We start from the raw sequence: 26,681 nt of genomic DNA on the forward strand, positions 1-26,681 counted from the left end.
CATGCTAAGTTTTTTTAGAAGAAATAAATCCAAGAATACCGAGACTCCCAAGTCTTACTACCCCGACTATTGGGAGCGTTATGCTGCGCTTTTTGACCACGAACCAGAACTGGATTTACAAACCAGCCGCTTTGTCGTTTTGGATACTGAAACTACAGGTTTCGATTATAACATCGATAGGGTACTTTGTATCGGGGCTGTAGAGATTGTTAATAGACAGATCAATGTTTCCAATACTTTCGAAACCTATATCCGTCAGGAGCATTTCAATGAAAAAACGGTAAAAATCCACGGAATCCTCAAACACGAACGCATTGTGACCTTTAGTGAAGATGAGGCAATTCAACAGTTTTTGGAATATGTGGGCAACGCTATTATTGTGGCCCATCATGCACGTTTTGATATGACCATGATCAACGAAATGCTAAAGCGAAAAGGTCTCCCCGTTCTCAAAAATAAGGTCTTGGATACTGTGAACCTTTACAGAGCCACACGCATCAAATCCAATTTCATTCAATACGACAAACCCTATACACTGGACGAAATTGCCGAGAATTATATTTTGGACGTTTCCGATAGGCATACCGCTGCAGGAGACGCCCTAATTACCGCTCTTATTTTCCTAAAAACCACCGCAATTTTAAGTAATAAAAAGAAACTAACCCTCTCCAAGATGTTCAACCTGTAAAGGCAAAAATTACAGTTCTCTCAAAAACATACATTTTATATTCCCTATATTTAGCGCTTAAACAAAAATATATGGGAAATTTTAAAATTTCGGTTAATAATCAGTTGGACTTAGAAGTGGACACAGCTGAGGTTTCACAATTAAATGCCGTTAAAACTTCAAACACTGCCTACCACGTTCTTAGGAACCACAAATCATACCAAGCAGAAATCACCAATACCGATTTCAACAACAGAACCTACCAGGTCAATATCAACAATAATAGTTACAACATAAAAATTCACAGTCCTTTGGATACGCTCATTGAAAGTATGGGGTTTGCCTTGGGAAACATTAAACATGTCAACGAAATTAAGGCACCCATGCCAGGGTTGATCCTTGATATTTCGGTGACCGTTGGAGACAGCGTTACAGAAAACACACCTTTACTGATTCTTGAGGCCATGAAAATGGAAAATGTCATTACTTCTCCAAGAGATGGGGTCATCAAATCCATTTCAGCAGCCAAAGGAGATGCTGTGGAAAAAAATCAATTGTTAATAGAATTTGAATAATTAAGAAAAGAGCTGAAGTTTTTGCTCTTTACCCCAAAATATATATGAAAAAGATACTTGTAGCCAACAGAGGTGAAATTGCCATTCGGGTAATGAAAACCACAAAAAAAATGGGACTCAAAACGGTGGCGGTGTTTTCTACCGTGGATCGCAATGCGCCTCACGTAAAATTTGCAGATGAGGCCGTGTTGATTGGAGAAGCCCCTTCCAACCAATCCTATTTACTAGGAGACAAAATAATTGCCGTTGCTAAAGAACTAAATGTCGACGCCATTCACCCGGGATATGGTTTTTTAAGTGAAAACGCAGATTTCGCTGAATTATGTGAAAGCAATAACATCACTTTTATCGGTCCAAAGTCGAAGGCCATAAAAATCATGGGAAGTAAACTGGCAGCCAAAGATGCCGTAAAGGAATACGACATCCCAATGGTACCCGGTATTGACAAAGCCATCACCGATGTAGATAAAGCTAAAGAAATTGCCAAAGACATTGGCTTCCCAATTTTAATCAAGGCCTCTGCCGGAGGTGGTGGAAAAGGCATGCGTGTAGTAGATTCGGAAAAAGACTTGGAATCCCAAATGACACGGGCCATTAGTGAGGCAACCTCAGCCTTTGGAGACGGATCGGTGTTTATTGAAAAATACGTAGCTTCTCCAAGACATATTGAAATTCAAGTGATGGCAGACACCCATGGCAATGTTGTTCATTTATTTGAACGGGAATGTAGTGTACAACGTCGTCACCAAAAGGTGGTTGAAGAAGCGCCTTCTTCGGTATTAACGCCTGCCCTACGTGAGAGAATGGGCGAAGCCGCTGTAAAAGTGGCAAAGGCCTGCGACTATGTTGGTGCAGGAACTGTTGAGTTTCTTCTTGATGAACAACACAACTTCTACTTCTTGGAAATGAACACCAGATTGCAAGTGGAACACCCCGTAACAGAATTGATCACCGGAGTGGATTTAGTGGAGCTTCAAATAAAAGTAGCTCAAGGAGAAGTACTTCCTATCAAGCAGGAAGATTTGTGTATTAAAGGACACGCTTTAGAGTTACGTGTGTATGCTGAAGACCCTCTAAACGACTTTTTACCGAGTGTAGGTCATTTGGAAACCTACCAACTTCCCGAAGGACCAAACATAAGGGTTGACAATGGTTTTGAAGAAGGCATGGACATTCCTATCTATTACGACCCTATGCTTTCAAAATTGATCACTTACGGTAACACCCGTGAGGAAGCTATTGAAACAATGCTGGAAGCCATAGACAATTATCACGTAAAAGGCGTCGCTACTACCCTTCCGTTTGGAACCTTTGTATGTAAACACGAAGCCTTTAGATCTGGAAATTTTGACACCCATTTTGTCAAAAAATATTACGATCCAAAAGCCTTGGAAGCTGAGTTTCATACAGAAGCTGAAATTGCGGCACTTATTGCCTTAAAACGGTATTTGGAGGACCAAAAACTATTGAGACTCCCAAATAATTAATAACCTATTAAGATTTAAAATATTCCCGTATGGAATCTAAAATAAAGCAACTTAACGAAAAGCTCTCCCAAGCGTATTTAGGCGGTGGAGAAAAGCGCATCGCTAAACAGCACGACAATAAAAAACTAACGGCTAGAGAACGTATCGACTACCTTTTGGATGAAGGTTCTTTTGAAGAAATTGGCGCCTTGGTAATACACCGAACCAAAGATTTTGGCATGGCAGACCAACAATTTTATGGTGATGGTGTGGTAACTGGTTATGGAACTGTTCATGGTAGGCTTGTTTATGTTTTCGCGCAAGACTTTACCGTATTTGGCGGATCACTTTCCGAAACTCATGCGGAGAAAATTTGCAAGATTATGGATTTGGCTGTAAAAGTTGGAGCGCCACTTATTGGCCTTAACGATTCTGGTGGGGCTAGAATTCAGGAAGGGGTTCGTTCGCTTGGTGGTTATGCCGATATCTTTTACCGCAACGTTCAGGCTTCAGGAGTCATCCCTCAAATTTCGGCCATCATGGGACCTTGTGCTGGAGGGGCGGTTTATTCACCTGCCATGACCGATTTCACTTTAATGGTGGAAAATACCAGTTATATGTTTGTTACGGGCCCTAATGTGGTGAAAACGGTAACCAATGAAACTGTTACTTCCGAAGAATTGGGAGGAGCGAGTACACACGCTTCAAAATCTGGGGTTGCCCATAAAACCTCAGCAAATGACATTGCCTGTTTGGAAGATATCAAGTCTCTGTTAAGTTATTTACCTCAAAACAATACAGAAGCTCCTAAATCCATTCCTTTTGAACTAAAGGATGAAGTTAGAGAGCAATTGGAAAATATCATTCCGGATAATGCCAACAAACCATATGACATGCACGATGTGATTTCAGGTATTATTGACACTGACTCTTTCTATGAAATCCATAAGGACCATGCCGAAAACATCATTGTAGGCTTTGCAAGATTAGGTGGGCGTAGTATTGGTATTGTGGCCAACCAACCTATGTTCTTGGCGGGTGTTTTAGATGTCAACAGCTCTAAAAAAGCAGCGCGTTTCGTTCGTTTTTGCGATTCATTCAACATCCCTCTTTTAGTATTGGAAGATGTGCCTGGTTTCCTTCCTGGAACCGATCAAGAATGGAACGGTATCATTGTTCATGGAGCCAAATTACTCTATGCTTTCAGTGAAGCTACGGTACCAAGAGTGACCGTAATTACTAGAAAAGCCTATGGTGGTGCTTACGACGTAATGAACTCCAAGCACATTGGCGCCGACATGAACTTTGCTTGGCCAAGTGCCGAAATTGCGGTGATGGGAGCTAAAGGCGCTGCCGAGATTATCTTCAGAAAGGAAATCAAGGAAGCCGAAGACCATGAGGCTAAATTGAAAGAGAAAGAAGCCGAATATGCAGAAAAGTTCGCCAATCCTTATAGTGCTACGGAACGCGGATTTATCGATGAGGTCATTTTGCCACAGGATACCCGAAGAAAATTGATCAAAGCTTTTGCCATGTTACAAGACAAAAAAGTAGATGGGCCAAAACGCAAACACGGCAATATTCCACTGTAAACAAATCTGTTAAAAAATTCGATTTTAATTGTATCTTTATGATACAGTTATTAATCCAATTAGTTATGAAAAGAGTTTTTTTAGGAATCATTTGCTTCCTTTTAACGGTACCTATCTGGTCGCAGACCCCCGAAGAAATGAAAGCTTGGCAAGACAATATGACGCCGGGTGCGCCACATAAATTCTTGGCCTCCATGGATGGAAATTGGGATGCCACGGTAAAGATGTGGATGGATCCTTCGCAGCCAGCAAACATTTCAAAAGCCTACACAGTTAATGAAATGATCATGAATGGCCTTTACCAACGGTCTACACACAAAGGAGAGATGATGGGAACGCCTTTCCTTGGTGAAAGCATCATTGGTTATGATAATGCCAAGAAGAAGTTTGTATCCTCTTGGATAGACAACATGGGCAGTGGGATTATGTATATGGAAGGAGATTATGATCCTGACAAGAAGATTGTAACCTTGGAAGGGTCCATGATTGATCCTGCCACAGGCAAAGACACTTGGATTAGGGAAGTGCTCACATACAACAACAATGATTCCCATACCTTTGAAATGTTTGTTCTCAAAGACGGTAAGCAAATCAAAAACATGGAAATTGTTTATACCAGAAGTAAATAACAAATGACTCCATTCTAAAACAAAAATAACAAAGGCCTTCATCAAAAAACAAGCAAATTGATGAAGGCCTTTTAATTTCAATCTCATGAAAAAACTTAATCAACTAGCGGCTACAGCCATTTGTGGTAATGATATTAGTTCTTCCTGTCTCTATGTGTCGGCATTGGCTATTATTTATGCAGGACAATTTGCTTGGATTTCATTACTAATAGTTGCTTTAATTTTATTCCTTTTCAGAAAAATTTACGGTGAAGTGGTAGGAGCGCTTCCGCTTAACGGTGGCGCCTACAACGCCCTTTTGAATACCACCAAAAAATCAACAGCGTCCTTTGCTGCAGCCCTTACGGTATTGTCCTATATGGCGACTGCGGTAATTTCTGCCAGTGAATCGGTGAAATACGCCCATAGTCTTTGGAATTTTATCCCCGTGGTAGAAACCACCATTGGGCTTTTGGCTATATTTATGCTAATTGTTATTATGGGAATTGGTGAATCTTCAAAAGTAGCCATTACCATCTTTATTTTCCACCTTACCTCCCTTACCCTCCTTTGCTTGTTTTGCGGGTTCTATTTGTTTCAAAATGGATTGGAGGTACTATTCACAAACTTTAAGCACCCTATTGAAGGAAGCGTGGCTACAGCCTTGTTTTTTGGTTTTGCCGCTGCAATGCTGGGTATCAGTGGCTTTGAAAGTTCTGCCAATTATGTGGAAGAACAAGCTGAAGGTGTATTCCCTAAAACTCTTCGTAACATGTGGATTATTGTCACCATTTTTAATCCTTTGATTGCATTTTTAGCTTTGGCAATCATCCCGATGGCCACCATACATTCCAATGAAGAAACCCTTCTTTCCTTTATGGCGAATACAGCTGCTGGCAATTGGTTGTTCTACATTGTTTCCATTGATGCCGTATTAGTATTGAGTGGTGCTGTGCTGACGTCCTTTGTGGGTGTTGGAGGACTTGTAGAGCGTATGACATTGGACCGTATTTTACCAAGTTTCCTATTGAAAAAAAACAGACGAGGGAGCTCCTATCTCATCTTCATCACATTTTTTGTACTATGCGTTACTGTTTTGTTAATCACCGAAGGGAACTTACAGGCCTTGGCGGGAGTTTATACGATAGCCTTTTTAAGTGTTATGATTTTATTTGGATTAGGTAATTTACTGCTCAAAATAAACCGCAAACAATTGCCTCGCCCCGAACGTGTAGGCCCAATTGCACTTTTTCTAGCCATTGCAGGGGTAATTACAGGTTTGATAGGTAACATTATCCTAAAACCTCAATATTTAGCCATTTTCTTGGAGTACCTCATCCCTACCCTTTTAATTGTAGGTTTCATGTTACTGCGTGTACAAATCTTGGAAGCCATCTTATATTTCATCAATTATATCACTCCCAAAGGCGTTCCTGTATTTGATAGAATGGACACCAAAATCCTAAGGTACATTCGAAAAATCAACAGTCAGGAATTTGTGTTTTTTACGAACCATGACAACGTAGCCACCCTTAACAAAGTACTGCAATACATTGAAAAAAATGAGCATACAAGACGGCTGAAAATTGTTTCTGTAGTGCCTCCGGGTACCAAAGTAGTCCATAATTTGGTAGAAGACTTAAAAGTTCTGGACCGTGCCTATCCAGACATTTTTGTAGAATTTGTAAAAGAAGAAGGCCACTTTGGTCCTGCAAAAATCAAGGAACTTTCCAAACGCTGGAACATTCCTGTCAACTTTATGTTTATAGGGACTCCCGGTGAAAATTTCAAATACAGAGTTCAGGAATTGGGGGATGTTCGGGTAATCATTTAGGTCAGAAAATATATATAGGCTACATTTGCATATGCAACAACCCATCCAAGAACAAAGCAAGCCTAACATAGAATTTATTGCACTAATGGCCTCCTTAATGGCCATTGTCGCCCTGTCCATTGATGCCCTTCTACCTGCACTTCCAGATATTGCTGAAGATTTAAATGTAACTGACCCTACTAAGAACCAGCTGTTGATCACCATGATCTTTTTAGGCTTGGGATTTGGCCAACTGATATTCGGGCCGCTTTCCGATAGTTTTGGCCGAAAGCCTATTATTTACACCGGATTTTCTCTTTTTGTAATTGCAAGTATTCTTTGCGTTACAACTAACTCATTTGAAGTTCTAGTCTTTGGACGTATTTTACAGGGTATCGGACTTTCAGCGCCACGAACCATAAGTATTGCTATGGTAAGGGACACTTACAGCGGGGATAGGATGGCACAGGTGATGTCCTTTGTGGTGATGATTTTCATTTTGGTTCCGGTAGTAGCTCCTACTATGGGGCAATTCTTGATTACTTTTTATGATTGGCACTCCATTTTCAACCTCAACCTTATTTATGGCCTATTGGTACTGTTTTGGTTTTGGAAACGACAACCCGAAACCCATCCCAAGGAAAACCATTCTAAACTTTCCTTGAATCTTTTTGTAAAGGGTACTAAAGAGTTCTTTAAGTATAAAGAAGCTGTTGTCTACACTATTGTTTCCGGGCTTATCACGGGTTCATTTATGGTCTATCTGAGTACCTCCCAACAAATTTTCGAAAATCAATATCAATTGGCTGATCTCTTTCCATACATATTTGCCAGTTTAGCCATTGCTATAGGGTTTTCCACATTTTTGAATAGCACTTTAGTCATACGTTTTGGAATGAAACGTATCGCCTTTATGGCAGCAATAGCTTACTCCATTGTCTCTATCCTGTATGTGTTTTTGTTTTGGTCTGGCGTAAATCCGCCTTTATCAATTCTATGGACATTTTTTGGATTTCAATTTATTTCCATAGGATTTTTATTTGGAAACCTACGCTCCTTAGCCATGCATCCTATAGGTCATATCGCGGGCATTGGAGCAGCCATCAACGGGTTTGCCTCTACCATCATGGCCGTTCCCATAGCCAATTACATAGGAAGTTTTGTCATAGACAGTGTCTTGCCTTTGTTCATTGGTTTTTCAGTGTGTGGCCTCGTATCTGTGTTACTTTTTCTGACCATTAACGGTAACAACAACTCTTAATTACGCAATTCCTAAGGTCTTTATGATATCAATCACCGACCCGATGATATATTCCACCCCAATGGCAATGACTATAAATCCAATAATTCGTGATAAAGCATTGATTCCCGAAGCCCCCAAAAACTTCACGATATAATGTGAACTCTTCAAGATGCTATAAATAAGCACCGAAACCAAGAGCAAAGCTCCCAAAATAGTACAGATTTGATGCGATGCTTGGTATTCTTGATTATAGGTAATCAATAAAGAAATGGTTCCCGGCCCTGCCAACATAGGAATGGCCAAAGGTGTCAAGGCAATGGCTTCTCTGGTTTGTATGTCTTGCTGTACGCGCTCGCGTTTCATCCCCTTATGCTCCCTAAACTTACCTGTGAGCAAAGCAAACCCAGAAGAAGCAATAATAAGTCCACCTGCAATTTTTAAAGCGGTTAAACTAATTCCGAAAAAGGATAAAATATACTTCCCCGCAAAAAAAGACAGCAATAAAATAATAAGGGCATCCAAGGACGTCCAAAATGCCGTGACCGCTCTTTCCTTTTTACTGTGTTCCATGGTCAATCCTACAAACACAGGCACTGTTCCTAAAGGATTCATAATCGAGAACAAGGCTCCAAAACTCACTAAAAATAACTCCATTGTTTTTTCTGCAAAGTCAGCATATTTTTGGGTATTTCAGGTTACCTAACATTTAAACTTTAGTGAGCAAATTGTTAGCCCTAATACCTCAAGAAATTCTCCTTATTTCTTTATATGATCAGCTTTTAAATATGATTTCCAACAAGCAGAATTCATCTGGAACTACTTCCTTCTTCTGGTATTTTGGCGTTTTGGCTCCTTAATGCGCACATACATCAATTTAAAGCGGCCATTACCAGTTTCGCGCTTATCAATTTCAAAGTTGTTGATAGAGCTTATGAGAGGGGTTAGCTTTTGAAACCCATAATTTCTAGAATCGAAATTAGGTTGTTTCTTTTGAAGCAAGCTGCCCACGTCTCCTAAAAATGCCCAACCGTCATCGTCTGCCAAATCTGAAATAGTGGATGCTATAAATTTGATATCCTTTTCGGTGATTTTATCATAAGTACTCTTGGATGCTGTAGTTTTTTCGGCAGTGCGATCATCATTTTCTTCCCCTTGGGATTTCAAAATTTCAATATATATGAATTTATCACAAGCCACAATAAACGGATTCGGTGTTTTCTTCTCGCCAATACCATACACCTGCATGCCTGCTTCACGAAGTCGTGTGGCCAAACGGGTGAAATCACTGTCACTTGAGACCAAACAAAACCCGTTCACCTGACCAGAATATAAAATATCCATTGCATCAATGATCATTGCCGAATCGGTGGCATTCTTCCCCGAAGTATAGCCATATTGTTGTATGGGGGTAATGGCATTTTCCAACAATACGGTTTTCCATTTGTTTAAATGTGGATTGGTCCAATCTCCATAAATGCGCTTAATAGTGGGGTTTCCATATTTGGCAATTTCTTCCATCATCTCCTTTACATTAGCTGAAGGAATATTATCTCCATCAATAAGCACGGCTAGTTTTATATCCATAGGGCATAGTTATTTTGTTTAAAGGTAGCATTATTTTAATATTTCCAAATTTTCAAAAGGATATAAAAGAAAAAGCCGCTTCGATTTCTCGAAGCGACTTTCTCACTCACCAACCAATCATTTGTTAAAATTGAAGGTCTGCTACAATATCAAATTCATCATAGATTACCTTATCTTTCAAATCGTTGTAGAAACTAGCCGAACCATATCTAACGTTGTACTTGCTACGGTCAATTTTTAATGTAGCACTAGCTTTACTTCCATATACTGAAATTTCAAAGGTAGCAGGATGTGTTTGTCCCTTAATAGTTAAATCTCCCGTTACTTCATAAGAATTTTTCCCTGTGGCCTTTACAGAATTAAAAACCATTTTAGCTGTAGGATAGTTGTTTACTCCAAAGAAATCATCAGATTTTAAGTGTCCATCCAACTTGTCCTTGTATTCACCAGATAAATCAGTAGACTCCAAAGAGGTCATATCAATGGTAAATTCACCGCCAGTAAGGGTTTCTCCATCAAATCTTAGAGTTCCAGATTTCAAGGCAATAGTTCCTTCGTGAGAACCTGCTACTTTATACCCCTTCCATACTACTTTACTATCTGTGGTGCTTACGGTCTTTTGTTGTGCTTCAACGGTTGCTGTAAATGTTGCAAATGCAAAGATTGCAAATGTTAATCGTTTCATTTTGTATCTGTTTTTTATTGTTAAATAATTACAGTACAAAGTTGCCCCACAATGCCCGAAAATAAAATGGCATAGGTTACAAAAAGAAGTTAAACTAGATTAACTTTTAGGTCTCCTTGGCCAACTGACGCTTAATTTTACTTAGGAATTCCTTGGTGATACCCAAATAGGAAGCAATCATGTATTGAGGAATGCGCTGTTCTATCATAGGATAGGTCTCCTTAAAATATAGATAACGCTCCTTGGCAGTCATACTGAAGTTGCGGATGATTCGTTTTTGGGAGGCCGCCAAACCTCGTTCCAGAATCTTTCTAAAAAAACGTTCCAGTTTTGGCACCGCTGCATATACCTCTTCAATAGTATCTACATGAAACTGGGCAAAGGCAGTATCTTCCAAACACTGTATATTGAACTGTGCTGGCTCCTGACTGATAAAACTCCCAATATCCGAACTCCACCAATCTTCCACGCATAACATAATGATGTGTTCCTGCCCTTCATCATCCACATAAAACATACGGGTACATCCCTTAAGGATAAAACTACTGTGCTTGCATACATCTCCTTGTTGTAAAGCATATTGACCTTTCAAATAGCGACGAATAGTAATGTGTTCCGCCAAATAACGTTCCTCTTCAGGAGTAAGGGTTACATGCTTTTGTATATATGCTAACAGAGGCTGAATGTCCATAAAACTGTATAAAAGTAGACTTCAAAAATAAGGAAAATTACGCAGCTCTTTGCCAACAGTATGATGCCCTTAATACACTGCAAAAAAGACACCTGCAATTAATCCCATTGTTAATAAATCTGAAAATGTGCTAGTTATCAACAATCACATCATGTTTTAATTTAATTTCTTAAATTAGAAGAACATAGCCTCTTTTCTTACGTTGTCTTACAAAATTAATACTGAGAAGATGAAAGCATTCACCATCAAACAAGCCCCAATTCCAATAGACATTTACCAAGATTTAAGGAATCGTTGTGGACTATCAGACAAAACCGAACAAGCCTGTATTATCGGTCTTAGGAATTCACTGTACACTGTGATTTTAGAAGTAGGTGAATCTATAGTTGGCATGGGCCGTCTTGTAGGAGACGGAGGCTGTTTTTGCCAAGTGGTGGACATCTGTGTGCTCCCGGAACACCAAGGAAATGGCTATGGCAAAGCTATCATGGCACAAATTTCCAAATATATTAACAAGCACTTGCCATCCTCCTGCTCTGTAAGTCTCCTTACCGATAGGGATGCGCCTATTTTATATAAAAAATTTGGGTTTCAAGACACCCTTCCCATTACCAAGGGAATGTACATTAAAACATAACAACAACCTCATGGATATCACTGTTGAAACTACTATAAATGCTCCAATTGAACTTGTATGGGATTTTTGGACCAGCCCAGAACACATCACCCATTGGAATTTTGCAAGCGACACCTGGTGTTGCCCAAAGGCCGAAAACGATGTTCGTCCCGGGGGTGGTTTTAGTTGGCGTATGGAAGCTAAAGATGGTAGTATGGGATTTGATTTTGAAGGTATGTATCAAGAGGTTATTCCTTTAAAGTTAATTACTTCCAAACTATCAGACGCCAGAAAGGTATCCATCCATTTTACCACAAACGACAACCTTGTTACTGTAAAAGAAACCTTTGAAGCCGAAAACACCAACCCTATTGATCTGCAACGCTCAGGTTGGCAGGCCATTTTGGACAACTTTAAAAAGCATGTTGAGACTACTTCCCCTTAATTGTTGATAATATTCTTGATAAGTAGAAACTTTCCTACCAATAATTTTTAGTTCTAAATTTTATATTTGGGTAAAATGATTCAATCTTATATTGAACCGACCATTTCTTTTAATCAAAACCAACCCAATATGACTAGAGAAGAACACTTAAAATTCTGTAAACAATGTACCAACCGACATCTTGATATGAAAGTTGGCCTAGTTTGCAATTTAACAGGTATTAAAGCCGACTTTTCCGATGAATGCACTTCTTTTGAAAAAGACAATTCCGTCATTGAGCAATTAGAAGACACAGAAGCACTAGAACACAACGAGTTACTATATAAACTATCTCCCGAAACTCTAACTAAATTTAAAGAAGAACAAGACTACTCAAAAGCTTTGGTTTCTGGAATAATTGTAGGATTGATAGGAGCCCTTTTATGGGGTGCCATAACAGTGTCTACAGGTTTTCAAATAGGCTATATGGCTCTGGCTATTGGTGCCGGAGTGGGATTATCTATGAGATACACAGGAAAAGGCATTGATAAACTATTTGGTATTACAGGAGGTATTATAGCATTGTTAAGTTGCCTTTTAGGGAATTTTTTTAGTATTGTTGGATTTTTGGCTGAAGCTGAAAATTTAGGCTACATGGAGACCTTAAGCTTGATAAACTATGATGAATTATTTCCAATAATGGTAGAAACCTTTAGTCCAATAGATTTACTGTTTTATGCAATTGCGGCCGCAGAAGGTTATAAATTGTCATTCAGAGCCTTTACTGAAAAGGAGCTGCATGAAATAGAAAGCAAACACATTTAAGTTAAAATACACCCAAAAATAATTAATGGACTTAACCAAACATTGCCACTTATGCGAACACCAAAGCGTAAGTTTAAAAGAAGGGACTACTTGTACACTTACCAATAGAAACCCGGAATTCAATAGAACTTGTTCAAACATTGAATTGGGAGATAAATTTGAAAATATTCTAAAATTTGCCAATGTTGAATTGGAAAAACTCAAACGCAACAAAGCACTCACTCATATCTATTTTGCGGTATTTACACTAATTGGTATTGGAGTTATTATAGGTGGATTTCTTTTAGGAAGATATGCATGGGATAGTGGTGTAATCTCACCAATTCCACTTGTGATAATGGGAGTCGGCCTTGGCCCATTAGGTCTAGCCTTTGGAACTCTTAACCGACATAATGCCGATTTTAAACTTGCAAAAAAGCACAAAGACCAAATTGACAATATCCTAGAACTGTATAAAATTGAATATGCCATAGATATAAAATTTGGAAAAGAATACCATAGCACTCAAGACATAGAGGTACAGTTAAAGACCAAAGGGTTACGTTAATATTTCGGATAACGCACTCTAAAACAAATTTCTTCATTTTAAAGCAACCTTTTTATAAGAAGCCCATCTTATACATACCAACCAAATCCATAAAATGAAAAAAATTATTTGCTCTGCCATTGTACTTTTAATTGCATCTACCTCACTTTTCGCTCAATCGGAATCCCAAAATGAATTTCGAAATAAGTATGTCACATTTAACATGATTTCCTTTATTTATAGCAACACCCCCAGATGGAATTTCGGATACTATCATAACATAAATAATCATTTTACACTTGGGACTGAAGCTGGTATAGGTACCTACATGACAACAAAAGACTATTTCAGTCTTGAATTCTCTCCGGAGATAAGATACATCTTAAACCCAAAGGGTTCTACCAAAAAATTTATTTCCTTAGAAGGGTTCTATATCTATCACAAAGAAGAAATAACCGATTACACCTATCAAAGCGAAACGGATTCCAATGAATACCATTACGATTCAGCTTCATACAAAAGACATAAATATGGGGTGAATTTAAATTATGGCATGATTGTAAATTTCTCAAAAAGAACAGGTATTATTCCAAAGGTTGGCCTGGGAATCAAGATGAGAAATGTAGCATTTTCCAATATAGTAAACCCAACACCATATGAGGATGATAATGAAGGTTTCATTCCGAGCATACGTAACTATAGAAAATTAGAAGGCTATCATTCAGGTGTAAATTTCAACTTTGAACTGCAGTTTTTTTATAAATTTCAATGAACTTTTTTGAATCAGGAGGCTTATTTCAACTTCCGCAACTTAGGGAGCAAAGGCGCATTTTTATCCTGATAAGGTTCCATATGCTGGATAATTTGATCCAACATGTCTATAGCTCGTAGAATATGCGGACCTTTGTTCAACATGATACACTCTGCTTTGGTAGCTGTCACAGCATCCGTAATTTCAGAACGGCTTGGCAAGCCTTTTTTTGCTAAATTTTCCAATACCTGTGTCGCCCAAACAATAGGGATATGGCACGCATTGCAAAGGGCCAACATTTCCTTTTGGATATAGCCCATGTTTTCCCAACTGGTCTCGATAGCCAAATCTCCTCTGGCAATCATCACCCCTACTTTAGGGGCTTTCATGGCTTCCAACAAAATAGTGCTTAACTGATTGTAGGCGCCTTGTGTTTCTATTTTATAGATAATCCCCAAGGTTTCCAAAACACCCAGTTCCTTTAGGTAATTATGCATTTCTTTAACATCCTCAACGGTGTTGACAAATGAAAAGTTGACAATATCGGCGTATTCAGCAATGAACTTTAGGTTCTCTTTGTCAGTTTGGGTCAAGCCGCGAATATCTAAATTGGAATCAGGAAAATTAATCCCTTTATCTGGTTTCAATTTGGAACCTTTTTCTCCGGCACGTAAAATTTTAATCGTGGCAACTTCATTATTCAATTCTGAGATGGTTCCTTTAATGGCACCATCATCAAAATACACCCTCTCTCCTTCTTTTATATAAGCAAATACCTCGGGTAAAGTACAGGATACTATGCAAGGCTCTTTTCCTTTTTTGGATTTTTTGGCCATCATAGGGGTTTTGGACAGCAGCAGCGTATCCCCTTCTCTTAACACAATGGGCTTTTTCATTTCACCCGTGCGTATTTTTGGACCACCAATATCCATGGCTATAATGGTACGCTTGCCCAGTTCGGCATCGGCAGCTTTAATGTGTTTGATAATATGTAGCCAATCTTCCTGCGAATCATGCGCACAATTAATTCTGGCAATCTTCATCCCCCTTTGAATCATCTGCTCTACATATTGCGGATCTTCAGCAGTAAACCCTGGCATGGTCACCATAATACGCTGCTTTCTGTTTCGGGGAGGTTCTCCAAATAAAAGCTTGGTGTTTTTAGCTAGGATCTTCTCGCTCTCTTCAATTGAAACCGTATACTTTTCAGGCCATTTACTTGGCTCATCTAGTAATTTGGACAAATAAAAGCGGGTGATTTTTACACTGGCCTCCGTATGGGCCTCTGCCCTTGCCAAACGAGACATTCCCAACACTCCCAGAGCGTATTGTAGATTGCGTAAATCAAAAGATCTTAGTGATAAATAATTGACTAAGTTCAAGGCACTTTTTTGATGATTGGGATGTATCTGCGCCAATCTTTCGGAAAAAGCCTGTCCGTCAAGGTGCATTTTTTCAAGGATTGCATCCAATTCTTGAACCATTGCTTGAAGATCTTTGGTACCCATGGTAAATGTTTCTACAAAGTTCTGAAATTAAAATGTCGCACTAGATGATATCCCTCATATTAAAAGGAAATATTCAATCTAGACTAAAGGTACTCAAATCCCTAAGATTCAAGCCCCTTAAAATCATAAATCTTGTTAGCGATTGCCTAATAAAAATTTGGTTATATTTATCTAGCCAATCAAGATATATGATAAAAGATCTAGTTCAATTTGTTCTTGAAATAGTAGCCGATGGTTTATTGTGCTTCTCACAATACAAACATCATAAACACATTCAAAAAATGGAACAAAAGGACGGAATCCCAAGACCTATTGAAAAACATCTTTTTGGACCTAGGGCAATTATTCTTTTTATTATGTGCTGTCTAGCTATAATAAGCTCATCCTTGTTCATGGCCTATCAAAAATTTGTAACTCATACAAAAACTACCCAAAATGAGCTGGTACAAATAACCCAACGCATGGAATTATGGTACAACAAATTTGGCCAATACCCCAATACTCTAGCTGAACTTATTGGAAATGACCCCATACGTGACGCTTGGGAAAAAGATGCTTGGAACCATCCTTACCAATTTTCAATCTCTCAAAAGGAACATACCTTTTTAATTATTTCCGCTGGTCCAGATGGACAATTTGGAACTGAAGACGACTTGACATCAAACTACTCTAAAACACATACAAAAAACTAAAATTCAAGTTGTTAAATAACAATAGACCAAGTATCTTAGTACAACAAAAAACCTTTACCTCCCCCCAACAGGTATTGAGAATACCATCACTAAAAACCAAAATTCAATGAAACTAAAGATGCTGCTTTTGTTGTTAGTAGGAACTTTATTGACAACATCTTGTAAAGAAGCCCCGAAAGAAACCAAAACAGAAACTCCTACACCTTCTGAAACATCCAATGCTTCAGTTTATTACAATGGAGACATTATTACCATGGAAGGTGACACACCTGAGTATGTGGAAGCTCTTGTTGTAAAGGATGGAAAAATTGCCTTTGCAGGGAATAGTAACGAGGCGATGACTGTGGCCGGACCGGGCCACAAAATGATCGATCTTAATGGGCATACCTTACTTCCTGGGTTTATGGATGGTCATGGTCATGCTTGGAATGCCGGATTTCAAGCCGTATCAGCCAATCTGTTACCAGCACCAGACGGTGAAGGCAAAAGCATCGACGATATCATACGTTTACTCAATGATTGGAAGGCAAAAAACACCGAAGCCATTTCAAAATACGGAGCAATCGTAGGGTTTGGATATGATGATTCTCAATTAAAGGAAAAAAGACATCCAACAGCGGATGATTTAGATAAAGTTTCCACGGAAGTTCCTGTTTTTATCATTCACCAATCAGGCCATTTAGCCTCCACCAACCATAAAGGTTTGGAAGCGGCAGGTTATACTGCAGGTGTCCAAGATCCCGCGGGAGGTTCTATTAGAAGAGAAGAAGGCACTGATATTCCCAACGGCGTATTGGAAGAAATGGCTAGTTTTATTCCCCTAATAAAGTTCATGTCCACTTTAGACACTAAAGCCAATGAACTTATCGCCAAGGCAGGAATAGAAGCCTATATAAAGTTTGGTTACACCACAGTTCAAGAAGGAAGAGCGACATCAGACAATTGTGAAACTTGGAAGACCTTGGCCAATAGAAATGAACTCCCTGTAGATGTAGCGGCCTATCCAGATATACAATCTCAAATGGATTATATGTTGGCTAATGGCGATAGCGATCATTATACCAATCATTACAGAATAGCCGGTGTAAAACTGTCTTTGGATGGTTCTCCTCAAGGAAAAACCGCTTGGTTAACCAAGCCCTATGTAGTACCTCCTCCAGGAAAATCTAAAGACTACAGAGGCTATCCTGCTATAAAAGAAGATATGGAAGTTACTAGATTTGTAGATTCGGCCTATGCCCATAATTGGCAAATTTTAACGCACTGTAATGGCGATGCTTCAGGTGACCAATTGATAAAAGCCGTTACAAAAGCCACAGAAACTTATGGACAGAAAGACAGACGTCCGGTAATGGTACATTCTCAAACCGTGCGTTTTGACCAACTGGATAAAATGAAAGCATTAGGCATGTCTCCCTCTTTTTTTAGTATGCACACCTATTATTGGGGTGATTGGCACCGTGATGAAACCTTAGGAAAAGAACGCGCTTACAAAATATCCCCAACGGCAACAGCCTTGAAAAAAGGCATGATTTTCACCGAGCACCACGATGCCCCAGTGGCCTTGCCAAGTAGTATTATGATTTTGCACACTTCGGTCAATAGAGTGAGCCGATCTGGAGACATTATTGGACCAGATGAAAGAGTAAGTCCATACATTGGTTTATGCTCCCTTACCAAATGGGCTGCCCATCAATACTTTGAAGAAAACACTAAAGGCACCTTAAAAGCAGGAAAATTAGCTGACTTGGTAATTTTGGACCAAAACCCTTTAAAAATTGACCCTATGAGCATTAAGGATATCAGCGTTCTAGAAACTATTAAAGAAGGGAATACTGTTTATAAGAAGTAATTTAATTGATATAGGGAAATACAAAAATATAATAGGTTTATGCTACCATAGTTACAACCTTATCCAAACACTATCGATCAATATGAACACAAAACTGCAGTTTCTATTCCTCCTCTGTTTCATTCATATCATAAGTTCCGCGCAGACCAAAAAACAAGACGTGATAAAAAATATGGATGCCAAACAAGGCTACTACTCTGGGATAGCCAAACAACTTTGGGAAGAACCTGAATTGGGCTATTTGGAAAAACGCAGTGCAACACTCCTTCAAAACGAACTCAACAAAGCAGGGTTTTCCATAGAAAAAGGAGTCGCCAATATTCCAACGGCTTTTGTAGCCAGCTACGGCTCAGGAAGTCCTATAATTGCCGTTTTGGGAGAATTTGATGCCCTTCCGGGAATGTCACAAGAAGCGGTTCCTTACCAACAACCAAGAGTTGAAGGTGCCCCCGGCCAAGCTTGTGGTCACCATTTATTTGGAACTGGAGCTCTTGCGGCTGCTATAGCTGTTAAGGACTGGCTGCAAACCACCAAAACTCCAGGTACCATTCGTTATTATGGCACGCCTGCCGAGGAAGGCGGTTCTGGAAAAGTGTATATGGTGAGAGCTGGTTTGTTTAATGATGTGGATGCGGTATTGACCTGGCATCCATGGAATGAAAACAATTCCAACCCCAGTACCAATTTGGCAACCATTTCTGGAAAATTTAGGTTTAAAGGTATCTCTGCCCATGCTGCCGCTGCCCCCGAAATGGGGAGGTCGGCCCTAGATGCTGTTGAAAGCATGAACATGATGGTAAATTTATTACGAGAACACACCACGGAATCCACACGCATACACTATGTCATTACTAAAGGAGGTGATGCGCCCAACATAGTCCCTGCCGAAGCTGAGGTTTACTATGTGGTTCGGCATGCTAATAGAGATGAAGTCAAAAATGTATGGGACAGAATAGTAAAAGCTGCGGAAGGCGCCGCTTTAGGTACAGAAACCAGCATGACCTACGAAATTATTGGAGGCACTTATGATAAACTCCCCAATGAGGCCTTAGCTAAAATCATGCATAATAATTTGACTTTGGTTGGAGGTATTCATTATAATCAAAACGAATTAGATTTTGCCAAAGCCATTCAAAAAACACTCTCCAAACCAGAGCCTTTGGATAAGGCTGAAATCATCCAACCAATGGCCTTTACCTATGGAAAAGCTTCTGCCGATACCGCCGACGTTAGTTGGGCCGTGCCCTTAAGCCAAATTAGAACCGCAACCTGGGTACCCGGAACGCCAGCACATAGTTGGCAGGCCGTTGCAGCTGGAGGCAGCAGTATTGGCTTTAAAGGCATGATGGTAGCCGCCAAAACATTGGCATTGTCTGCCATAGATTTATACACTTATCCAGAATTATTGAAAGACATCCATACAGAGTTTAACCAAAGACGTGGAACAGATTTTAAATATGAAGCCCTTTTAGGAAACCGACAACCAGCTTTAGACTATCGCAAATAAACCATACTATGAACCCGCTAAATTTAAAAACATTGAATTACAGTATTTACACCCCCGATGATTTCGTCGCCAAACCCTGGAGCGGCGGCACCTCTACAGAACTATGTATTTTTCCTCCTGATGCTTCCTATCAAGCATTGAATTTTGATTTCAGATTGAGTACAGCTACTGTAGATGTGCAAACTTCAGAATTTACCAAGCTTACTAGTATCTCCCGTCAATTGATGGTTCTGGAAGGCAATGTCATCCTAGAGCATCAAAATCATCATAGCATTACCCTAAAGGAAGGAGACATTGATTGCTTTGACGGGGATTGGGCTACCACTTCCAAAGGCACTTGCACCGATTTCAACCTAATGACTTCCAAAGGCATCAAAGGGAAACTCTCTACTTTGGACTTGAAACTCTATAAACGCACAAATTTGGCAATAGATGCATCCACGTCTTTTTTAGGTTTGTATCTCCACAAAGGCGCTTTAAGTATCTTCTTTGAAGACGAACATGTGAATCTACAAAAAGGACATCTATTATGTTTTAAAGATCCTCTACCAACCACCTTGGCCTTGTTTGCTAATGCCAATTGTTTAGGAGCCGTTATTGAAATTGAAAAACGTTAAAAAGTACTACCTTTTCAATGAACAGTTATTTGTAATTTACATTCAATCAATTGTTTTTAGTAATTTCATAGAATCAATTTGACTTCCCATGAAAACTGAAAGAGAAAAAATGATGGCTGGAGAGCCCTATGATGCGCATTGTAAGGAAATGATCGACTTAAGAACCAAAGTGAAGCGCATACTTCATAAACTGAACGTCACCGAATACTACACCGATAAATTTCAGGAAACCATTATTGAACTTTGTCCCAATTCGGCAAAAGACATCCATCTAGAACCTCCTTTCTATTGTGATTATGGCGAACATATCTTTGCAGGTGAAGGCGTATTTGTCAATTTTGGAGCGGTCATACTGGATGGTGGCAAGGTAACCATTGGCAGAAAAACCTTGATTGCACCTGGTGTACATATTTATACGGCACAACATCCTCTAAACATTGAAGACCGTCGGGTTTGGGAAGACTGTAAACCCGTAACCATTGGGGAGGAATGTTGGATAGGTGGACATGCCACCATTTGTCCAGGTGTAACCATTGGAGACAGAACCGTTATTGGTGCTGGCTCCGTGGTCACCAAAGATATTCCTGCAGATGTTTTGGCGGTTGGCAATCCTGCAAAAGTGATCAGGAAGCTCAATACCTAAACCTTTTTATTTCATGAGTTGAATATCGGCAATTCTTTCAATTCTATTGCGTTCCAAAAAGGCATCGATGGTTTCAAAATGTTCTATCACACGTTGATCCTTGAATTCAAACACTTTTTGAGACAATCCTTGAAGGAAATCACGATCGTGGGATACTAGAATCAATGTGCCGTCAAAGTCCAAAAGTGCTTCCTTCAACACCTCTTTAGATTTCAAATCCAAGTGATTGGTAGGCTCATCCAGAATCAAAAGGTTCACAGGTTCCAACAATAATTTTACCATTGCCAAACGTGTCTTCTCTCCTCCTGAAAGCACGCCTACTTTTTTATCGATATCATCCCCAGAGAACATAAAACGTCCCAATATGTTCTTTATTTGAGTACGAATTTCTCCTTGCGCTACTTCATCCACGGTTTGGAAAATGGTCATTTCATTATCTAATAAAGACGCTTGGTTTTGGGCAAAGTAGCCCACTTTTACGTTATGTCCCAATTGACAAGTTCCCTCCACTTCAATTTCATTTAAAATGGCCTTGATCATGGTCGACTTTCCTTCTCCATTTCGTCCCACAAAACACACCTTCTCTCCTCTTGAAATGGACATGTTGGCATCTCGAAACACGGCTTTATCCCCATAAGCTTTGGATACTTCCTTAACCGTTACAGGATAATCCCCTGAACGAGGCGCTGGAGGGAAACGTAATTTCAATGCTGAGGTATCGATTTCATCCACCTCAATAATTTCCAATTTTTCCAACATACGCTCTCGCGAAGCCACTTGATTGGTTTTGGAGAACGTTCCTTTAAAACGCTCAATAAATGCCATATTATCGGCTATAAACTTTTGCTGTTCTTGATACGCTTTCAATTGATGGGCACGTCGCTCTTCTCGTAATTGTAAGTAATGGGAATAGTTGGCCTTATAATCATAAATGCGGCCCATGGTTACCTCAATGGTTCTGTTGGTAATATTATCGATAAAGGCTTTATCGTGCGAAATAACCAACACTGCATTAGCTTTATTCACCAAGAAATCTTCTAACCAAATCACGGATTCAATATCGATATGGTTGGTAGGCTCATCCAAAAGAATCAAATCCGGTTTTTGAAGCAGGATTTTAGCCAACTCAATTCGCATACGCCATCCACCACTAAACTCTTTGGTCTGTCTTTTAAAATCTTCCTGCTTAAACCCTAATCCCTTTAAAGCCTTTTCAACCTCGGCATCATAGTTCACTTCCTCCAAAGCATAATACTTCTCGCCAAGATCGGCAACTCGTTCAATAATCTTCATGTATGCCTCACTTTCATAATCGGTTCTGGTTTCCAATTCCTTGTTCAAGGCATCCATTTCATCACGCATAGCAAACACATGCTTAAATGCTTTAGCAGCCTCTTCAAACACTGTACAATTGTCCTCAGTCAACAAATGCTGCGGCAAGTAAGCAATCACGGCATCTTTAGGGCTACGCACATGACCTCTAGTGGCTTTTTGTGCACCAGCGATAATTTTCATCATGGTAGATTTTCCCGCTCCGTTTTTTCCCATTAGGGCAATCTTATCGGTGGGGTTAATCACAAAGGAAACATCTTTAAATAAAGTGGTTCCGTTAAATTCTACTGCTAAATTATCTATTGAGATCATGGTTTTAATTTTAAAGGCGCGAAGGTACTAAAAAGGGCAATGCTGTGGAAGATTTTATGAAAAATCAAATCCCCTAATTTGCATTGCCCAATAAGCTTAAAATATCTTGTCTTTTGGAGGGTCTTTAGTTCAAACTAGGAACCTTAAATGTTCCAAATGGACTCTCTTCTTTCATCAGAGCTTCAATAGCTTCAGACGTTCTAGGTGCTTCCGCTGAAAGGTTTACAGGACCGTCTTCGGTGATTAGAATATCGTCCTCAATACGCACTGCAATCCCCCACCATTTTTTATCGCAAGGACTGCCATCCTGAATATAGATTCCTGGTTCTACGGTAATCACCATATTAGCTTCCAAATCGCCTCTAAGTCCCGCGTCATGAACATCCAATCCTAAGTAATGTGAGGTTCCATGAGGGAAATATTGCCTTCCTTCTTCCAATGATTTTGTGATGCCCAATTTTAAAAGTCCTTCGTAAACCACATCTCTGGCCGCCTTGTCAGGAGCTTTATAGCCACTACCAACTTTGGATGCAGCAATACCGGCCTCCTGTGCCTTGTATACCAAATCGTAAATTGCTTTTTGTTCTTTGGTAAATTTTCCATTGGCAGGGATAGTTCTAGTCACATCTGCAGAGTATCCATGGTACTCCGCCCCCAAATCCATCAACACCAAATCATTTCCAACTTTGGTTTTGGAATTTTCGATATAGTGCAACACACAGCCGTTATGCCCAGCACCTACAATACTCGGATAGCCCTCGTACTCGCTCCCATATCGTTTGTAAATGTATTCATGAACCCCTTGAATTTCGGTTTCAGACATTCCAGGGTGCATCGCTTTCATAATTTCCCGTTGTCCCATAGCAGAAATTCGGATGGCTTTGGTCAGCAATACCAATTCTTCTTCTGTTTTAATCTGACGCAACCCTGCCATTAAATTGGACAAGGTTTTAATATCTGTTTTTACGTTCATATTTTTTAAGGTAGCTTCATCAGGAAGTTCTGGATTTTCACCTGTATGGGAAATACTGAAATTGCTTTGCCATTGCACTTGATTTTTAAAGGATTTGATCAAATCGAACAAATCGGCTTTATCTCCTTTGGAATCTCTATAATCATCCTGAAATGGTTTGAATAGAACACTATCAAAACTGGCATAGTCAATTCCTGAATCCAAAAATTCCTTTCCATTCAAAGCGTTTTCAAATCCCAATTGTTTCTTTGCCCCTTCTACGCCCAAACGATAGCCGTTCCATTGCTCCGCCTTGGCATCTCGTTCTTGTACATAGATGATTTCGTTATAAGAATTTCCAGACGCATCCGTTTGCATTTCAGAAAACACGACCAAAACGGCATGTGGTTCCTTGTAACCCGTGAGGTAATAAAAATCAGGATCTTGGTGGTATACGTAATCCACATCATTGGCACGATTTCTTACCGCATTGGCAAAAAACACAGCCACACTATTTTCTGGCATAGACTCTCGCAAAGCCTCTCTTCTTTCCTTGTGGAATTCAGCCGACAAATAATCTTGTGGAATATCTTTTTGAGCCTGTACCGTTATACAAAACAGACTACTTAACACCATAAAAACGAGAGATTTCATATACTATAAATTTGTTAGCGTGTAAAAATAATAACATTCTTAAATGTACAATCCATTGCTTTTCTGTTTAACATAGTTTTAAACCCATTTTATGGGATGCCCTTTCCTCAAAACCAGATAAAATTCTCTACTTTTGCGCAACATTCAATATAATTTAGAAATGAAAAATACAGCCTTAACAGCCACTCATGAAGCACTTGGCGCCAAAATGGTTCCGTTTGCAGGATTTAATATGCCCGTACAATATGAGGGTGTTAATATAGAACATGAAACCGTTAGAAAAGCCGTTGGTGTTTTTGATGTAAGCCATATGGGCGAATTCTTGATTGAAGGGCCTCACGCTTTGGAATTGATACAAAAAGTAAGCAGCAACGATGCTTCCAAATTAGCAATCGGAAAGGCACAATACAGTTGCATGCCAAATGACGATGGTGGTATTGTTGACGATTTGATTATATACCAACTTAAGGAAGAAACTTATTTATTGGTAGTGAATGCCAGCAACATTGAAAAGGATTGGAACTGGATTTCTTCCAAAAATGATGTTGGTGCTGACATGCGCAATTTAAGTGACGATTATTCGTTATTGGCTATACAAGGTCCCAAAGCCGTAGAAGCTATGCAATCTCTTACAAGCCATGATCTATCCGAAATTAAGTTCTATAACTTTGTTGTAGGTGACTTTGCTGGTGTTGACAACATCATCATTTCAGCAACTGGATATACAGGAAGCGGTGGATTTGAAATTTACTGCAAAAATGACGAGGTTCAACAAGTATGGGATAAAGTATTTGAAGCAGGTGCCGACTATGGTATCAAACCAATTGGTTTGGCTGCTCGCGACACTTTGCGTTTAGAAATGGGATACTGTTTATACGGTAACGATATCAATGACACAACCTCTCCTCTTGAGGCAGGTTTGGGATGGATTACCAAATTCACTAAAGACTTCACCAATAGCGAAGCTTTAAAACAACAAAAAGAAGAAGGTGTAAAACGTAAATTGGTGGCTTTTGAACTTGACGAGCGTGGTATTCCAAGACAAGGTTACGATATTGTTGATGCAGAAGGCAATGTGATTGGACAAGTTACTTCTGGAACTATGTCGCCTTCACTAGGAAAAGGAATTGGATTAGGTTATGTTCCTACAGCTCTTGCAGGCGTAGATAGCAAAATCCACATTCAAATTAGAAAAAATGCCATTCCTGCAACGGTGGTAAAGCTGCCGTTTTACAAAGGCTAGCAAACGATTGTCCCAAATTAGTTAATTAATGCAGGAGGCCACAAATAAACATAGGATTTTAATTTTAGGAGCAAGCGGCTTTTTGGGCAATGCCCTTTACAAAGAGCTTTGCTCCTATTTTAAAACCTTTGGAACCTACCGCATTCCTAAAAGAGACTTTGAGAATAATACGCATTTTTTTCCCTATAATGTGGAAGAAGATGACGTTATAGAAATCATTGAGGCTGTTAGGCCAACGATTATCATTTCTTCTCTTCGTGGCGACTTTCATGCCCAAACCATGGCGCATCAGCACATCGCCAATTATTTATTGGAAAATAAAGGCTGTAAGCTCATTTTCCTTTCCTCTGCCAATGTATTTGATGCTTATAGTAAGTTCCCTAGTTACGAACTGGACAAAACTTTTAGCCATAGCATTTATGGTCATTTCAAAATAAAAATTGAAAACATGCTAATACGACTTCCAAAAAAACAAGTCGTTATTGCACGCTTACCAATGGTGTTAGGCACCCAATGTCCCAGAATCAAAGAACTTAAACAGCATATTAGTGAAGGTACCGCTGTAGAAGTGTTCCCCAACATCATCATGAACGTAACTACAGACTATAAAGTCACTCAGCAACTTCACTACATTATCAATCGTAACAAATCAGGGATTTTTCATTTAGGAAGTACAGATTTGGTCCACCACGATGAATTCATCAAGGATGTAGTACAACTTCTAACTTACAAGAATATCAACTTTAAACGCGTCTACACTACTAATGAAGACCGTTACTTGGCGGTTTTGCCCAAATACAACTTATTGCCCAAGCATCTTCAAATTTCCAGCACGCAGGTTTTGGAAGAACTTCACAAATAAATCAGGGCTTCCTCCAATAATTTTTTTAAATTTAAGGGTAACCAATTTTATATTCTATGAAACCATTAACCCAAGAAGCCATCGAAAAAAAATTATTGCGTTTTCCTGATTGGGAATACTACGATGATGCCATTCATGTAGAATTTGAATTCGACAACTTTAAGGACTGTTTTAGCGCCATGAGCCGAATTGCTTTTGAGTGCGAAGCCCTAAACCACCACCCCAATTGGACCAACGTTTACAATGTACTAACCATTTCATTGTCTACCCACAGTGCCAAGGGGGTGACAGACAAAGATTTTGAACTTGCGCAGGCCATAGAAACCATTGTTGAAGTGCAGGAATAAGAAATTGCCAACCTTATTTTTATAGCATCACTTTTTTACTAAATTTGCGATGCAATTTAAAACCACAAGATTTTTCGCATTAGCGAAACACTAA

At 39.4% G+C, this 26,681-nt stretch carries 27 protein-coding genes; 20 read left to right on the plus strand and 7 right to left on the minus strand.

Annotation, left to right across the window (positions count from 1 at the left end; translation table 11 throughout):
* Position 1 precedes the first annotated feature (1 nt).
* From AC6I5C_RS11275 to AC6I5C_RS11305, 7 genes are all read left to right on the plus strand, one after another.
* On the plus strand, positions 2-688 hold the full coding sequence (locus AC6I5C_RS11275) for a 3'-5' exonuclease (RefSeq protein ID WP_497905241.1): 687 nt from the start codon (positions 2-4) through the stop codon (positions 686-688).
* Between the two features lie 71 nt (positions 689-759).
* Positions 760-1,242, plus strand: coding sequence for an acyl-CoA carboxylase biotin carboxyl carrier protein subunit (locus AC6I5C_RS11280; protein ID WP_497905242.1), 483 nt, complete (start codon positions 760-762; stop codon positions 1,240-1,242).
* Positions 1,243-1,286: 44 nt separating this feature from the next.
* A complete protein-coding gene (accC, locus tag AC6I5C_RS11285; RefSeq protein WP_497905243.1) occupies positions 1,287-2,729 on the plus strand; it encodes an acetyl-CoA carboxylase biotin carboxylase subunit in 1,443 nt (480 codons plus the stop codon).
* A gap of 29 nt (positions 2,730-2,758) precedes the next feature.
* Positions 2,759-4,300 carry an acyl-CoA carboxylase subunit beta gene (locus tag AC6I5C_RS11290; protein WP_497905244.1) on the plus strand — a complete coding sequence of 514 codons (1,542 nt, stop codon included), beginning with the start codon at positions 2,759-2,761 and terminating at the stop codon, positions 4,298-4,300.
* A gap of 65 nt (positions 4,301-4,365) precedes the next feature.
* Entirely contained in the window at positions 4,366-4,929 is a 564-nt protein-coding gene (locus tag AC6I5C_RS11295) for a DUF1579 domain-containing protein (protein WP_497905245.1), read from the plus strand.
* A gap of 85 nt (positions 4,930-5,014) precedes the next feature.
* A complete protein-coding gene (locus AC6I5C_RS11300) occupies positions 5,015-6,742 on the plus strand; it encodes an APC family permease (protein ID WP_497905246.1) in 1,728 nt (575 codons plus the stop codon).
* Positions 6,743-6,773: 31 nt separating this feature from the next.
* The gene (locus tag AC6I5C_RS11305) at positions 6,774-7,982 is read left to right on the plus strand and encodes a multidrug effflux MFS transporter (protein ID WP_497905247.1); all 1,209 of its coding nucleotides are present in this window, start codon (positions 6,774-6,776) and stop codon (positions 7,980-7,982) included.
* Here the strand turns inward: AC6I5C_RS11305 and AC6I5C_RS11310 are convergent, their stop codons facing one another.
* From AC6I5C_RS11310 to AC6I5C_RS11325, 4 genes are all read right to left on the minus strand, one after another.
* Positions 7,983-8,618, minus strand: a complete 636-nt coding sequence (locus AC6I5C_RS11310; RefSeq protein ID WP_497905248.1) for a MarC family NAAT transporter — start codon at positions 8,616-8,618, stop codon at positions 7,983-7,985.
* Between the two features lie 162 nt (positions 8,619-8,780).
* A complete protein-coding gene (locus AC6I5C_RS11315; protein ID WP_497905249.1) occupies positions 8,781-9,548 on the minus strand; it encodes an NYN domain-containing protein in 768 nt (255 codons plus the stop codon).
* 124 nt (positions 9,549-9,672) lie between these two features.
* Positions 9,673-10,233, minus strand: coding sequence for a YceI family protein (locus AC6I5C_RS11320; RefSeq protein WP_497905250.1), 561 nt, complete (start codon positions 10,231-10,233; stop codon positions 9,673-9,675).
* A 106-nt stretch (positions 10,234-10,339) separates the two neighbouring features.
* Positions 10,340-10,924: a Crp/Fnr family transcriptional regulator gene (locus AC6I5C_RS11325; protein ID WP_497905251.1), complete on the minus strand. Its 585-nt coding sequence runs from the start codon at positions 10,922-10,924 to the stop codon at positions 10,340-10,342.
* A gap of 229 nt (positions 10,925-11,153) precedes the next feature.
* On the opposite strand from AC6I5C_RS11325, the gene AC6I5C_RS11330 reads away from it, so the two are divergent.
* The 5 genes from AC6I5C_RS11330 to AC6I5C_RS11350 all read left to right on the plus strand — a co-directional run bounded on the left by AC6I5C_RS11330 (position 11,154) and on the right by AC6I5C_RS11350 (position 14,087).
* Complete coding sequence (locus tag AC6I5C_RS11330; protein ID WP_053977721.1) at positions 11,154-11,561, plus strand: GNAT family N-acetyltransferase; 408 nt, start codon at positions 11,154-11,156, stop codon at positions 11,559-11,561.
* Between the two features lie 10 nt (positions 11,562-11,571).
* Entirely contained in the window at positions 11,572-11,985 is a 414-nt protein-coding gene (locus AC6I5C_RS11335; protein WP_497905252.1) for an SRPBCC family protein, read from the plus strand.
* A gap of 129 nt (positions 11,986-12,114) precedes the next feature.
* Positions 12,115-12,789 (plus strand): hypothetical protein, encoded by a 675-nt coding sequence (locus AC6I5C_RS11340; protein ID WP_497905253.1) that lies wholly within the window; start codon positions 12,115-12,117, stop codon positions 12,787-12,789.
* A gap of 25 nt (positions 12,790-12,814) precedes the next feature.
* Positions 12,815-13,336, plus strand: a complete 522-nt coding sequence (locus AC6I5C_RS11345; RefSeq protein ID WP_497905254.1) for a hypothetical protein — start codon at positions 12,815-12,817, stop codon at positions 13,334-13,336.
* Between the two features lie 94 nt (positions 13,337-13,430).
* The gene (locus AC6I5C_RS11350; protein ID WP_497905255.1) at positions 13,431-14,087 is read left to right on the plus strand and encodes a DUF3575 domain-containing protein; all 657 of its coding nucleotides are present in this window, start codon (positions 13,431-13,433) and stop codon (positions 14,085-14,087) included.
* Between the two features lie 20 nt (positions 14,088-14,107).
* On the opposite strand, the gene AC6I5C_RS11355 is transcribed toward AC6I5C_RS11350, so the two are convergent.
* Positions 14,108-15,574, minus strand: coding sequence for a pyruvate kinase (locus AC6I5C_RS11355; RefSeq protein WP_497905256.1), 1,467 nt, complete (start codon positions 15,572-15,574; stop codon positions 14,108-14,110).
* A 188-nt stretch (positions 15,575-15,762) separates the two neighbouring features.
* Here AC6I5C_RS11355 and AC6I5C_RS11360 point away from each other — a divergent pair, with 188 nt between their 5' ends.
* The 5 genes from AC6I5C_RS11360 (at position 15,763) to AC6I5C_RS11380 (ending at position 20,885) form a co-directional block, all read left to right on the plus strand.
* Complete coding sequence (locus AC6I5C_RS11360) at positions 15,763-16,266, plus strand: type II secretion system protein GspG (RefSeq protein ID WP_497905257.1); 504 nt, start codon at positions 15,763-15,765, stop codon at positions 16,264-16,266.
* 106 nt (positions 16,267-16,372) lie between these two features.
* On the plus strand, positions 16,373-18,118 hold the full coding sequence (locus AC6I5C_RS11365; RefSeq protein ID WP_497905258.1) for an amidohydrolase: 1,746 nt from the start codon (positions 16,373-16,375) through the stop codon (positions 18,116-18,118).
* A gap of 82 nt (positions 18,119-18,200) precedes the next feature.
* Positions 18,201-19,625 carry an amidohydrolase gene (locus tag AC6I5C_RS11370; protein ID WP_497905259.1) on the plus strand — a complete coding sequence of 475 codons (1,425 nt, stop codon included), beginning with the start codon at positions 18,201-18,203 and terminating at the stop codon, positions 19,623-19,625.
* A gap of 8 nt (positions 19,626-19,633) precedes the next feature.
* A complete protein-coding gene (locus AC6I5C_RS11375; protein WP_497905260.1) occupies positions 19,634-20,242 on the plus strand; it encodes a HutD/Ves family protein in 609 nt (202 codons plus the stop codon).
* A gap of 88 nt (positions 20,243-20,330) precedes the next feature.
* Positions 20,331-20,885, plus strand: a complete 555-nt coding sequence (locus AC6I5C_RS11380; protein WP_497905261.1) for a sugar O-acetyltransferase — start codon at positions 20,331-20,333, stop codon at positions 20,883-20,885.
* 6 nt (positions 20,886-20,891) lie between these two features.
* Here AC6I5C_RS11380 and AC6I5C_RS11385 read toward each other — a convergent pair whose 3' ends face one another.
* Both AC6I5C_RS11385 and AC6I5C_RS11390 read right to left on the minus strand, forming a co-directional pair.
* Positions 20,892-22,529, minus strand: a complete 1,638-nt coding sequence (locus tag AC6I5C_RS11385) for an ABC-F family ATP-binding cassette domain-containing protein (RefSeq protein ID WP_497905262.1) — start codon at positions 22,527-22,529, stop codon at positions 20,892-20,894.
* Positions 22,530-22,653: 124 nt separating this feature from the next.
* The gene (locus AC6I5C_RS11390) at positions 22,654-24,135 is read right to left on the minus strand and encodes an aminopeptidase P N-terminal domain-containing protein (protein WP_497905263.1); all 1,482 of its coding nucleotides are present in this window, start codon (positions 24,133-24,135) and stop codon (positions 22,654-22,656) included.
* A gap of 160 nt (positions 24,136-24,295) precedes the next feature.
* On the opposite strand from AC6I5C_RS11390, the gene gcvT reads away from it, so the two are divergent.
* From gcvT to AC6I5C_RS11405, 3 genes are read left to right on the plus strand one after another with little or no spacing between them, the layout of a single operon-like run.
* Positions 24,296-25,378 (plus strand): glycine cleavage system aminomethyltransferase GcvT, encoded by a 1,083-nt coding sequence (gene gcvT, locus AC6I5C_RS11395; RefSeq protein WP_497905264.1) that lies wholly within the window; start codon positions 24,296-24,298, stop codon positions 25,376-25,378.
* A 28-nt stretch (positions 25,379-25,406) separates the two neighbouring features.
* The gene (locus tag AC6I5C_RS11400) at positions 25,407-26,240 is read left to right on the plus strand and encodes a sugar nucleotide-binding protein (protein ID WP_497905265.1); all 834 of its coding nucleotides are present in this window, start codon (positions 25,407-25,409) and stop codon (positions 26,238-26,240) included.
* 56 nt (positions 26,241-26,296) lie between these two features.
* Entirely contained in the window at positions 26,297-26,587 is a 291-nt protein-coding gene (locus AC6I5C_RS11405) for a 4a-hydroxytetrahydrobiopterin dehydratase (RefSeq protein WP_053977709.1), read from the plus strand.
* Positions 26,588-26,681 lie beyond the last annotated feature (94 nt).

The sequence above is a fragment of the Mangrovimonas sp. sgz306409 genome (genome assembly GCF_059735265.1).